The organism is Novosphingobium sp. CCH12-A3, assembly GCF_001556015.1.
In the GTDB taxonomy this organism is placed as follows: Bacteria; Pseudomonadota; Alphaproteobacteria; order Sphingomonadales; family Sphingomonadaceae; genus Novosphingobium; species Novosphingobium subterraneum.
The window spans coordinates 20771-32893 of sequence record NZ_LSIA01000233.1 but is presented as its reverse complement, the minus strand read 5'-3'; the positions used below and the strand labels follow the sequence as shown (position 1 = coordinate 32893).

Annotated in this window: 12 protein-coding genes; 9 read left to right on the top strand and 3 right to left on the bottom strand. The window is 63.3% G+C overall.

Annotation, left to right across the window (positions count from 1 at the left end; translation table 11 throughout):
- Positions 1 to 23: 23 nt before the first annotated feature.
- The 3 genes from AX703_RS18620 (at position 24) to AX703_RS18610 (ending at position 2035) form a co-directional block, all read left to right on the top strand.
- The gene (locus AX703_RS18620) at positions 24 to 611 is read left to right on the top strand and encodes a hypothetical protein (protein ID WP_062346183.1); all 588 of its coding nucleotides are present in this window, start codon (positions 24 to 26) and stop codon (positions 609 to 611) included.
- 75 nt (positions 612 to 686) lie between these two features.
- On the top strand, positions 687 to 1550 hold the full coding sequence (locus AX703_RS18615) for a GyrI-like domain-containing protein (protein WP_062346182.1): 864 nt from the start codon (positions 687 to 689) through the stop codon (positions 1548 to 1550).
- Between the two features lie 11 nt (positions 1551 to 1561).
- The gene (locus tag AX703_RS18610; protein ID WP_062346180.1) at positions 1562 to 2035 is read left to right on the top strand and encodes a DUF6265 family protein; all 474 of its coding nucleotides are present in this window, start codon (positions 1562 to 1564) and stop codon (positions 2033 to 2035) included.
- A 199-nt stretch (positions 2036 to 2234) separates the two neighbouring features.
- On the opposite strand, the gene ettA is transcribed toward AX703_RS18610, so the two are convergent.
- Positions 2235 to 3908: an energy-dependent translational throttle protein EttA gene (gene ettA / locus AX703_RS18605; protein ID WP_039331432.1), complete on the bottom strand. Its 1674-nt coding sequence runs from the start codon at positions 3906 to 3908 to the stop codon at positions 2235 to 2237.
- 136 nt (positions 3909 to 4044) lie between these two features.
- Here ettA and AX703_RS18600 point away from each other — a divergent pair, with 136 nt between their 5' ends.
- Positions 4045 to 5373 (top strand): M28 family peptidase, encoded by a 1329-nt coding sequence (locus AX703_RS18600; protein WP_062346178.1) that lies wholly within the window; start codon positions 4045 to 4047, stop codon positions 5371 to 5373.
- 115 nt (positions 5374 to 5488) lie between these two features.
- Here the strand turns inward: AX703_RS18600 and AX703_RS18595 are convergent, their stop codons facing one another.
- Both AX703_RS18595 and AX703_RS18590 read right to left on the bottom strand, forming a co-directional pair.
- On the bottom strand, positions 5489 to 6493 hold the full coding sequence (locus AX703_RS18595) for a sensor histidine kinase (RefSeq protein WP_082734678.1): 1005 nt from the start codon (positions 6491 to 6493) through the stop codon (positions 5489 to 5491).
- A gap of 120 nt (positions 6494 to 6613) precedes the next feature.
- Positions 6614 to 7861, bottom strand: coding sequence for an acetyl-CoA C-acetyltransferase (locus AX703_RS18590; protein ID WP_062346174.1), 1248 nt, complete (start codon positions 7859 to 7861; stop codon positions 6614 to 6616).
- 139 nt (positions 7862 to 8000) lie between these two features.
- On the opposite strand from AX703_RS18590, the gene AX703_RS18585 reads away from it, so the two are divergent.
- The 5 genes from AX703_RS18585 (at position 8001) to AX703_RS18565 (ending at position 12112) form a co-directional block, all read left to right on the top strand.
- Positions 8001 to 9203: a M20 family metallopeptidase gene (locus AX703_RS18585; RefSeq protein ID WP_062346172.1), complete on the top strand. Its 1203-nt coding sequence runs from the start codon at positions 8001 to 8003 to the stop codon at positions 9201 to 9203.
- Positions 9200 to 9634 (top strand): hotdog fold thioesterase, encoded by a 435-nt coding sequence (locus tag AX703_RS18580; protein WP_082013237.1) that lies wholly within the window; start codon positions 9200 to 9202, stop codon positions 9632 to 9634. Before AX703_RS18585 ends, AX703_RS18580 begins: the two co-directional genes overlap by 4 nt.
- 74 nt (positions 9635 to 9708) lie before the next feature.
- Positions 9709 to 10821 carry a PAS domain-containing protein gene (locus tag AX703_RS18575; RefSeq protein WP_062346169.1) on the top strand — a complete coding sequence of 371 codons (1113 nt, stop codon included), beginning with the start codon at positions 9709 to 9711 and terminating at the stop codon, positions 10819 to 10821.
- The gene (locus AX703_RS18570; protein ID WP_118074107.1) at positions 10818 to 11204 is read left to right on the top strand and encodes a response regulator; all 387 of its coding nucleotides are present in this window, start codon (positions 10818 to 10820) and stop codon (positions 11202 to 11204) included. The genes AX703_RS18575 and AX703_RS18570 overlap by 4 nt, the downstream gene beginning before the upstream one ends.
- Positions 11205 to 11317: 113 nt before the next feature.
- Positions 11318 to 12112, top strand: coding sequence for a tyrosine-protein phosphatase (locus AX703_RS18565; protein WP_062346208.1), 795 nt, complete (start codon positions 11318 to 11320; stop codon positions 12110 to 12112).
- Positions 12113 to 12123 lie beyond the last annotated feature (11 nt).

Here is a 12123-nt window from a genome sequence, read left to right as displayed (position 1 = left end):
CAGGTTCGTATGGGGAAAGATGAATGGAGTTGACGCTCGATAGCGTTCTTGCCGATGCCACCGATCGCCTTGCCAAGGCTGCAAGGCAGCGCCGCAGTGCGATGCACACGCCGGTCGTCGGCACTGCTGATGGCGATCTCAGGATGATGGTCCTGCGCGAGGCGACACCGGACCTGACCCTGCGTTTCCACACCGACCTGCGCAGTCCCAAGTGCGCGCTGATCGGCAATTGCGCCCCGGTCAGCGTCCTTGCCTACGATCCCGAAACCCGCGTCCAGATCCGCATGCGCGGTGAAGGGCGGATCGAACATCGCGGTCCTGTCGCCGATGCCGCATGGCAGTGCGCCACCGCCTCGAGCCGTCGCTGTTACCTCGCCGGGGAAGGCCCGGGCGCCGTGCTGGAGGCCGCCGGCTCGACCATTCCCGAACACCTTCTGCACCGCGCGCCGACCATCGAGGAAACCTTGCCCGGCCGCGGCAACTTCGCCGTCCTGCTGGTCGAAGTGCGCAGCCTTGATTGGTTGCACCTCACCCACGAAGGCGGCACCCGCGCCCGCTTCACCCGCCAAGACGCAGCCTCTCCGTGGCAAGCTGCGTGGCTCGCTCCCTAGAAAGCGCAAGATCGGGAACGACAAGACCCCGGCAGCGAGACATGAGGGCAGTGCATGAGACCCGGAAGGACGCGCATGAAGCCTGACCAACGCAGCCGCTACGCCACCCGCATAGAACGCGCCATTGCCCTGCTCGAACGCAGTCTCGCCACAGGCGAAGTGCCAAGCCTCGCAGACCTGGCAGCAGAAGCGGCGATGTCGGAATATCACTTTCACCGGATATTTCGCCTGATGACCGGCGAAGCTCCCGGTGCCGCCATTACCCGCGCACGCCTCGCCGGAAGCCTGCCAGCTCTGTCAGCGCAAGGCATCAGCGCCGCCACCGGGCAGAGCGGCTACGCCACCTCGCAAGCCTATGCCCGCGCCCTGCGTGCCACGACGGGCCAGACTCCGTCTGCCCTCGGCAGTGACCCGCAAAGCCTCCGCAACACCGCCAAAGCCTTGGGCGAGCCCCGATCGGACCCGCAGAGCGCGCTGCGCATCGAGATCGTCGAACTCGCCCCACTGCGCCTGCTCGCCGTCCGTAATGTCGGCGCCTATTCCGAACTGAACCGCGGCTTTGGACGGCTGTTCGAACTCGCGCTTGCCCAGTTGGGGCCGGAAAGCCTGCAGGCGATCTGGGGCATGCCGCACGACGATCCCCGCTACGCCGCACCCGAAGCCTGCCGCTTTACCTGCGCACTCGATACCGGCGGTCTTGGCGAACCTGATGGTGACCTGGAAGAACGGCGACTACCGGGCGGCCCGCACCTCTCGTTCTTCGCCACTGGCGACTATGACGACCTGCATGGCCTGATCGACACGCTTTACGCAGAGCTGCTCGCACGCGATTTGGAACTGGGTGAGGGACCTGTTCTGATCAACTACCTCGATGATGCCGACGAGGTAGTCCCGCCACACCAGCGCGCGCATGTCTATCTGCCGCTGGCGCTCGATTGAGGAAGGAAACCATGAAGCTGCTCCTGTCCGCCTTCGCCGCCTTGCTGCTCACTCCGATCACCGCCCACGCCGCGCCGCCCGCAACATTGGCGGACGTCGCCTGGCTGGAGGGTTCATGGGAAGGTGAGGGCATCGAAGGCGCACCCGCACTCGAAGCCTATGCCCCGGCAGCTGGCGGGCAGATGGTCGGCCACTTCCGCCAGTTGAACAAGGACGGCACGGTGATGTTCTATGAACTCATCACCATCGTCGAAGAAGGCGGCTCGCTCGCCTACCGTCTCAAGCACTTCAACGCCGATCTCACCGGCTGGGAGGAGAAGGGCAAGGTCGTCTCTTTCCCGCTAATCGAGCGCAAGGGCGACCGCCTCGATTTTTCCGGCCTAGTCTACGAACGCACCGGCAAGAACACCATGACCGCCTCGGTCACGGTCAAGGAAGGCGGCAAGACCGAAACCCTCACCTTCCGCTTCCGCCGCAAGGGCTGATCCCCTTGGTCGTCATCTTGTGCGGCAGGTCGGTGCATTCTCACCGTCATGCTGAACTTGTTTCAGCATCCATCCCTCGCCAAACACCGTCCGTGCGTGTGGCGAGATGGACCCTGATGCAAGTTCAGGGTGACGAAATAGGATGACGCCCCGCCCGCCAAGATGGCCAGCGGGGCGCGCCCATTACTGACTAAGAAGATCAGCGCGTCAGTTTCTTGTACGCCAACGCGGTCGGACGATCTGCCGCGTCACCCAGGCGGCGGCGCTTGTCTTCCTCATAGGCCGCGAAGTTGCCTTCGAACCATTCGACGTGGCTGTTGCCCTCGAACGCCAGGATGTGCGTTGCCAGACGGTCAAGGAAGAAGCGGTCGTGCGAAATGACCACGGCGCAACCGGCGAAGTTCTCGATCGCGTCTTCCAGTGCCGCCAGCGTTTCCACGTCAAGATCGTTGGTCGGTTCGTCCAGCAGCAGCACGTTGCCGCCGGCCTTCAGCATCTTGGCCATGTGCACGCGGTTGCGCTCACCGCCCGAAAGCTTGCCGACGTTCTTCTGCTGGTCGGGACCCTTGAAGTTGAACGCGCCGACATAGGCGCGGGTCGACATGTCCTGCCCGTTGACCTTCATGTAATCGAGGCCGTCCGAGATTTCCTGCCACACGTTGTTGGCGGGGTTCAGGTCGTCGCGGCTCTGGTCGACATAGCCGAGGTGGACGGTCGAGCCGATTTCCACCGTGCCGCTGTCGGGCGTTTCCTTGCCGGTCAGGATCTTGAATAGCGTGGACTTGCCCGCACCGTTCGGCCCGATCACGCCGACAATGCCACCGGGCGGCAGCATGAACGACAGGTCTTCGAACAGCAGCTTGTCGCCATAGGCCTTCGAGATGTTCTTCACCTCGATCACCTTGCCGCCAAGGCGCTCCGGCACCTGGATGACGATCTGGGCCTTGCCGACCGGACGGTTGTCCTGGGCGTTCTGCAGTTCCTCGAACTTGCGGATACGCGCCTTGGACTTGGTCTGCCGCGCGGCCGGGGTCTGGCGGATCCACTCGAGTTCGCGCTGCAGCGCCTTCTGCTTGCCGCTTTCCTCACGCTCTTCCTGGGCCATGCGCTTGGCCTTGGTTTCGAGGTAGGTCGAGTAGTTGCCCTCGTAGGGGAAGTACTTTCCGCGGTCGAGTTCGAGGATCCAACCCACCACGTTGTCGAGGAAGTAGCGGTCGTGGGTGATCATCAGCACCGCGCCGGCATAGTCCTTGAGGTGGTTTTCCAGCCATTCGACGGATTCAGCGTCAAGGTGGTTGGTCGGTTCGTCCAGCAGCAGGATCGAAGGCTTCTGGATGAGCAGGCGGGTCAGCGCGATGCGGCGCTTTTCACCGCCCGAAAGGCTCGCCACCGACCAGTCGCCGGGCGGGCATCGCAGCGCTTCCATCGCGATTTCGAGCTGGTTGTCGAGCGTCCAGCCATCCACCGCGTCGATCTTGTCCTGCAACTCGGCCATCTCGGCACCGAGCGCATCGAAGTCGGCATCTTCCTCGGCCATTTCCATGCCGATCTGGTTGAAGCGCTCGACCATGTCGGCGATCTCGCGCGCACCGTCCTTGACGTTCTCGAGCACGGTCTTGCTCTCGTCGAGCTGCGGTTCCTGCTCAAGGTAGCCGACGGTGATGTTTTCACCCGGCCAGGCTTCGCCGGTGAAGTCCTTGTCGATCCCGGCCATGATCTTGATCAGGGTGGATTTACCGGCACCGTTCGGGCCGACGATGCCGATCTTGGCGCCCTGATAGAACTGCAGGTTGATATTGCTCAGCACCGGCTTCTGCGCGCCGGGGAAGGTCTTCGTCATGTCTTTCATGACGTAGGCGTATTGGGCAGCCATCTCGGGTCCTTGGGTAGAAGGCAAAAACTGTTGCGCGCCCTCTATCCGAGCGCGAAGGGTCGGGCAAGCGGGGCTTGTGCGACAAGGGCGGCGCGCAGGGCTTGGCAGGCGGTGGGCCGGGCGATAGCACGGTTGCATGAGAAACCATGCTCGCGCCCTTGCGCTCATCGCCACCCTCTCCGTTTCAACCGCTTATGCGCAGGATCCGAAAGGCGATGTCGCCTGGGACCTGCTCGCCGGGCTTACCAGCGAAGTCGGGCCGCGCATGCCCGGGTCCGAAGCCGAAGCGCGCGCCCGCGTCTGGGCCGAAGCGCGATTGAAGGCGCTGGGCTTCAGCAACGTCGCCGTGGAACCCTTCAAGATCCGCGGCTACGTGCGCGGTCGGGACGAAGGCAGCCTTCTCGCGCCGATCCCGTTCAAGCTTGCGATCACTGCACTGGGCTACAGCGGCACTACGCCGGAAAAGGGCATCGAAGGCGATGTCGTCTATTTCCCCACGCTCGATGCGCTGAAGGCCGCGCCGGCCGGCTCGCTCAGCGGCAAGATCGCCTTCATCGACCACGCGATGAAGCGCAACCAGGACGGCAGCGGTTATGGTCCCTACGGCCAGGTCCGCCGTGCGGGGCCAGCTATCGCCTCGGGCAAGGGCGCGATCGGCGTGGTGATCCGCTCCATCGGCACCGACAGTCACCGCAACCCCCATACCGGCGGCACCACGTTCCCCGATGGCGTCAAGCCGATCCCGGCAGGCGCGGTCTCCAATCCGGATGCCGACCTGATCGCCCGCATAGCGCGCAGCGGCAAGGCAATCCGCCTCAGTCTCACGCTCACCGGCAAGACCACCGACAATCTTCCCTCGGGCAACGTCATCGGCGATCTGCCGGGCCGCGATCCTTCGCTCCCGCCGATTCTGCTCGGCTGCCACCTCGATAGCTGGGATCTCGGCACCGGCGCGATTGACGACGCAGCGGGGTGCGCCATCATCACCGCTGCCGCCTTGAAGGCGCAAGAGGGCGGCGCGCCCTTGCGCACCATCCGCGTTCTCTGGGCAGGCTCGGAGGAACTCGGCGGCTTCGGCGGCAAGGCTTACGCGGAAAAGCACAGCGAACCCCACGCCCTAGCGATGGAGAGCGACTTCGGCGCGTCCCGCGTCTGGCGCGTCCAGTTCAACATGGCCGACAAGGCCCTGACCGACCGCATCGCCGCTGCCTTGTCACCGATGGGTATCGTCCGCGGATCGGGCAAGGCCGATGGCGGGACGGACGTCGAGCCGGTGATCGAAAGGCAGAAGCTCGCAGTCGTCGACCTGAACCAGGACGGCACCCATTACTTCGATCTTCATCACACGCCTGACGACACCTTGGACAAGGTCGATCCCGCCGAATTGGCGCAAAATGTCGCTGCTTGGGCCGAGGTCCTGAAGGTTGTCGCCAACGAAGCGGGACCGATCGCTGCGGCACCGTGATCGTGCATGGGCAAAGCCCCGCCGAGTGGGGCGTTTGCCTACACGAGTCAGGGGGGAGTTAGGGGTGAGTTGCGGTAGAGTTGGGGGAGAGTTGGGGGAGAGTTGGAAACTGCCCTCAGCCCTCCGGAAACTCGACAATCGTCCTCACCCCGTTGCTGCCGTCGACCGTGATCGTGCCGCCGAGCTGGGTGGCAAAGCCCTTGGTTATGGCAGTGCCGAGGCCGCGATGGCGCGGGACGTCGGCGTGTTCCGGAGAAAGGCCGCGCCCGTTGTCTGCAATCGTCAGGCGCAGCCGTCCGTGACTGGCGGGTTCCAGCGTGAGACGAACCTCGCCGGACGAACCTTCCGGAAAAGCGTGCTTTATCGAGTTGTTGAGCACTTCCGTGATGAGCAGCATCAGCGTCATCATACGGTCTACGGCAAGGGGTGCATCGACGGCGTTGATGATTACCTTGACGTCCTCGGCCCCGGCCACGTCCTGCGCCTGAGCCACGACATTTTCGATCTGTTCGGGCAGGGGAATCTCACGGGCCGCCGGATTGTAGAGTTGGCGATGCACGCGGCCCATCAGTTCGATGCGCTGGTCGGCGCTTTCAAGGACCGTGAGAGCGATTTCCGGCGTCCGCTCGATCTGTCGGCGCTGGATGCGCAGCATCGAGGAGACCGAGGCGAGGTTGTTCGCCACGCGGTGCTGAAGTTCCTGAAAAAGCAGGGTTTGCTGGTCTGCCATCGCGCTCAGCTGGCGCTGGCTTTCGACCAGCTGCTCCTGGCGCTGTTGCAGCCCGTCGATCAGAAGGACATCCACAATCACCACTGCTGCGAAGAATAGCAGCGCGGTCGCCACTGGAGCAGAGAGCACGAAAGTATTCGCTGGCGGAATGAAAAAATACCATGAAGACAATAGACTAAGCACGCCACAGAGCGCGCCGGGGCCGCGTCCGGCAACAAATGCGGTGACGATCACGGCGGGAAAGAACGTCAGGAATGGGAAGCCGGGAGGTAGAAGATTGTCGGCTGCCTGCCTGAGTATCGTGGCGATTATCGCAAGGCCAATCGCTACGGCGTAGCCGGACAGCTTACCGCGCAGGGGTCTGACAAGAGTTCGCGGAAATGCGGGCATATTAGCTCGACAAATGCCAGCGCTGGCAACGTATTGCAACGTAACATTTGCAACTTCTTGAAAAACAATGGCCCGGCATTCGATCGCCGGGCCACTAATTGTCTCGAGTATTTACTTTGGTTAAATGCGTTCGATAATGATCGCCGGTGCCATGCCGCCAGCAGCACACATCGTTACAAGGCCGTAGCGTCCGCCCGAACGTTCGAGTTCATCGAGAGCGGTGCCGATCAGGATCGAACCGGTTGCGCCGATCGGGTGGCCAAGCGCCATGGCGCCGCCGTTGATGTTCACCTTTTCGCGATCGAGTTCCAGGTCGCGGATGAACTTTTCGGCAACGACAGCAAAGGCTTCGTTGATTTCCCAGACGTCGATATCGTCCTTGGAAAGCCCGGCCTTGGCCAGCACCTTCCTGGCGGCAGGCACGGGCGCGTTCAGCATCAACGTCGGATCATCGCCCTGGTTGGCGTAAGCCACAATGCGGGCGCGCGGCTTGAGGCCGTGCTTTTCGGCATAGGCGGGCGAAACGATCAGCAGCGCCGCTGCGCCATCAACCACGCCCGAGGAGTTGCCCGCGTGATGGAAGTGCTGGATTTCCACGTCAGGATAACGGCGGTTGATCTGCTTGCGGAAAGACGTGCCGCCAAGATCGAAGTCGGCAAGGCCGGCAAAGCTCGGCTTCAGCGCGGCGAGGCCTTCGGCAGTTGTTTCGGGGCGCGGGAATTCCTCGCGGTCGAGCGCGACCGAACCGTCCTCGTTCAGGACCGGCACGACCGACTTGTTGAAGCGGCCTTCCTTGATCGCGCGGTCGGCGCGCTGCTGGCTGACGAGGGCAAGCGCGTCGAGCGCTTCGCGGCTGATGCCTTCGATGCTGGCGATGGCATCGCCACACACGCCCTGGTGCGATTGCGGATGCAAGGCGTCGAGCGCCAGGTTGCCTGAGCCCATGCCCAGTGGCTTGATGCCCGCATTGGCCTGTTCTGCTCCGTGCGCGGCGGTGAAGCTCATCATTTCGGTACCGCCGGCGATGACGCAGTCTTCCATCCCCGACATCACCGAGGCGCAGGCCAGATTCACAGAGGTGATGCCGCCGCCGCAGAAGCGGTCAAGCGTCGTGCCCGACGCCTTGATGTCGTACCCCGCTGCCAGCGCCGCCATGCGGCCCAGGTCGCCGCCTTGCTTGCCGACCTGCGAGGAGGTTGACCAGATGATGTCGTCCACCGTCGTGGTATCGAGATTGTTGCGCTCCTTCAGGGCCTTGAGGACAGTCGCGGCGAGGTGCTGCGGGTGCAGGTGCGAAAGCGCGCCCTTGCCGGGCTTGCCGACCCCGCGCGGAGTGCGGACGGCATCGATGATATAGGCTTCGGGCATCGGGACTCTCTCCGTCAGTGGACTATTTAATCGAACGATTAACGCGCTCTGCCCGCTGGTGCAAGTCCCAAGGCCAAGTCTCGACAGCAGCGCTGCAACGTGCCAGCCTAGTGTCGATCCCTTCCACAAGAGGCCTCCGATGCTTCATCCCGACTTGCTCGAACAGGCGCGAGGCCTTTCCGATTCGATCGTCGCGCTGCGCCGTGCGATCCATGCCGAACCCGAACTCGGCCTGCACACGCCCAAGACCCGGGACAAGGTCCGCGCCGCGCTCGCTCATCTTCCACTGACATGGCGTGAGGGGCCATCGACGACCGGGCTGGTGGCTTCGCTGAAAGGCAGGGCCGGACCTGGACGGCGTGTCCTCCTGCGCGGCGACATGGACGCGCTGCCCATGACCGAAGAGACCGGGCTCGACTTCTCCTCCACCATCCCGGGCGCAATGCACGCCTGCGGCCATGACACGCACACCGCCATGCTGGCAGGTGCCGCCGAACTGCTCTGCGCCCGGGCTGATGACCTTGCAGGCGAGGTGCAGTTCATGTTCCAGCCGGGCGAAGAGGGATTCCATGGCGCTCGCTTCATGCTCGAAGACGGGCTGATAGATCCGCTGCCCGATGCTGCCTTTGCCCTGCACATCATGCCCAACAGTCCGCATGGCCTTGTGGCCGGTCGGGCAGGGCCATTGCTTGCTTCGGCAGACCAGTTCGACATCGTCGTGCACGGCCGGGGCGGCCATGCCTCGATGCCGCACGATGCGCTCGATCCGGTGCCAGTGGCTTGTGAGATCGTCACCGCGCTCCAGACGGTCGTCACGAGGAAGTTCCCGGTGAGCGATCCCGTCGTCGCCACAGTCGCGAAAATCGAGGCGGGTACGGCCCACAACGTGATCGCCGACCGGGTCGCCATGCGCGGCACATTGCGCACGCTTTCTGCCACCAATCGCGCGCGCATCCATGAAGCATTGAAGCTGGTGGCGACGAACATCGCCGCGGCCCACGGAATGACGGCCGAGGTCGCGATCACGCCGGGGTTCCCTGTCACCGTATGCGATGGGCGCGCGGTTGATTTGGGCGAGAGGGTGGTTCGCGATCTAACCGGCGAGCATGGCTTTCACCGGCTGGACGCTCCGATCATGGGGGCGGAAGACTTTTCCTATGTGCTTGAAAAGGTGCCCGGAGCGATGTTCTTCCTTGGCGTGGCCCATGAAGGCGTAGACTGGCGCTCTTGCTGTTCGATCCACTCCACCAGAATGATGGTGGACGAAAGCGTGTTGCCGCTCGGCACTGCCGTGCTGGCCGGATGCGCCGGGCGTTTTCTTGCTGAAGGATTTGCTGCTTGATCTGGTGGAATGGTGAGAAGCCCTCGCTCGAGCGACTGACGAAATTGGGCAGTTCCTCGATGCCGGCGCACCTTGGCATCGAGTTCCATGACTGTGGCGATGACTGGATTTCCGCGCGCATGCCGGTCGACCATCGCACGCATCAGCCTTTTGGCCGGTTGCACGGTGGCGCATCGGTTGCGCTGGCAGAAACGATCGGTTCGATGGCAGGAGCCATGGTGGTGGACCCTGACCGGTTCGCTTGCGTGGGGATGGAAATCAACGCCAATCACCTGCGACCGGTGCGCGACGGGTGGGTTTATGCGACGGCGCGGCCCGAGGCGCTGGGGCGTAGCACCCACGTCTGGTCCATCCGGATCGTCGATGAACTGGACAAGCTCGCTTGTATATCCCGGTTGACACTCGCCGTCATTCCCCTGGAACGAAAATGATGCCCATGAATTTAATGCTTTTTTCCGGAACCAAGCAGTAGGAACTGCATTTTCGGTGGCAGGTAGCCACTGATATGAACCGTAACACTTCAGATAACATCCCTGGGTCCGGCCCGATCGATCAGGCCCACACCGTGTTTGATCCATCCGTGGCGCGTTTTCGTGCGCAACACCCCGAAGATACGTTCGACGGAGCATCTGGCGTTCTGTTCGAGCAGGCGATGGCGCAGACGCGCATGGCGATCTGCCTGTGCGATCCTCATCAGGATGACATGCCCATCGTCTTTGCCAATCGGGCGTTTCGTCACCTCACCGGATATGAGGAAGACGAAATCGTCGGACGCAATTGCCGCTTCCTGCAAGGCCCGGAAAGCGATCGTGCCTCTCTGGTGCGGATCCGCAACGCGTTGGATCGCGAGGACGTAACGGTTGTCGAACTGCTGAACTACCGGAAGGACGGCAGCTCGTTCTGGAATGCCCTGCATCTGGGGCCGGTCTACGACGCCGAAGGAAAACTGGTCTATTTCTTCGGCAGCCAGTGGGATGTTTCCGACGTGCGCGCGGCGCGGGCCGACGAGTTGCACGCGCGCGAGCTGGCACGCGAACTGTCGCATCGCATGAAGAACATGTTTGCCGTGATCGGCGGCATCGTCAACTTCACCGGCAGGGTTCGCGGCATCGAGGCCGAAGCGCGGGAAATCAATGACAGAATCCAGGCGCTTGGCCGGGCTTACGAAACCACCCTCGATGATTCTCATCGCGGCACCGTCGAGGTTGGGCAGGCCATCCGTGCCGTCCTGGCGCCTTACGATCCGGATGGGACGCGCATCATTTTCGAGGGCAACGGGCTCAGGTCGGATTTTGCGTCGGTCTCGGTGCTCGGACTGTCGCTTCACGAACTGGCGGTGAACGCCATCCGTTACGGCGCCCTCAGTCGGGATGACGGGCGGGTGACGGTCGGCTGGCAGCGCAATGGTTCGGCCGAGAGCCCGGCGATACGCATCGACTGGGTGGAACATGGGCGCGGAACCGACGCTTTGCTGCAAGAGGCGGCGGCAGGTTCGGACGGGGTGGATGGTATCGTGGACCGCATGCTTGGCATGGCCAGGGGAGGAATTGTGAGAGAACTGAACAGCGAAGGGCTTCACGCCCGTCTCAGCATCCCCTTGCGGGATGCCGGCGAATGAGCGGGATGCATCACGCTTCGTCGGAGCCGTGCCGCGTGCTCGTGCTCGATGATGAACCGCTCATCCTGCTCGATCTGGAATTTGCGGTCGAAGATGCCGGGTGCAAGCCATTGACGGCACTCGATCTGATGGAGGCGCTCTCCATCGTCCAGAACAACGCGATTTCCGCGGCCATTCTCGACGTTTCGCTGGGCCAAGGGCAAACCTGCGAGCAGGTGGCACGGACGCTTGCGGCAATGGGCGTTCCTTACGTCCTTCACACCGGCGACCTTGATCGCATGGACGAAGCCGTGCGGCGGCTGGGCGGAACCCTGGTGCCCAAGCCGACACCGGCGGCAGTAGTTGTGGCGCGCGCGCTCGAACCGCTGGCCGTGCGGCAATAAAGGGCCAAACCCGCTACGGGTCACGAGGCATTGCCACGACGTGAAACGTCAGACGGACCCGCTTGCACGCTTGGGCAAAGCTGCCATTGCTGAGCGCAGGCAAGGACGGTGAAATGAGCGAGCAGGAACAGGCCAGGGTGCTGGCGATGGCCGGAATCCACAATTTCCGGGACTATGGCAACTATGCCGCGCGCGGTGGTCGGTTGCGCAAGGGCGTCCTGTGGCGCTCGGGTCAGCATAGCGAGGCAACGGCTGAGGATCTCGAGAAAGTCCACGCCTTGCAGATCGCCACCGTCATCGACTTGCGCGGTGATAGCGAGCGCGCTGCCAATCGCTGCCTCAGGCACCCCGAGTTCGAGGGCAGCGTGCTTTTCCATCCTGGCGAAACTGCAAGTGCGGCTGGGCGCGCGGTGCACGAAGAGATGGCGCGCGATGTGCGCACTGCCGACGATGCGCGAGAGGCCATGCTTGCTCTTTACGAAACGCTGCCATTCCGGCCTGTCCTGGTCGGGACCTACCGTCTGTACATGCACGCCTTGGCCGAACGCGATACGCCGAGCCTGTTGCACTGTCTGGCCGGCAAGGACCGGACCGGCCTCGCCGCTGCGCTGGTCCACGATATGCTGGGCGTGCACCACGATGATATCGTGGCGGACTATCTGCTCACCAATACTGCGGGCAATGCCGAGGCGCGCATCGAAGCCGGAGCGCGGCATGTGCGCGAGGGTTTCGGCATATCGATGGATGATGCCGCGGTGCGCGTGCTGATGGGCGTCGAGGGGCAATTTCTCGAGCGCGCGTTCGCAGCGATCCGGGAACGTCACGGCAGCGTGGAGGCCTATGCGCGGGAGGTGCTCGGCGTGACACCGCAGGTGCTCGCCGCGATCGAAGCCAACCTCGTCGAATAAAGAAAATCTGT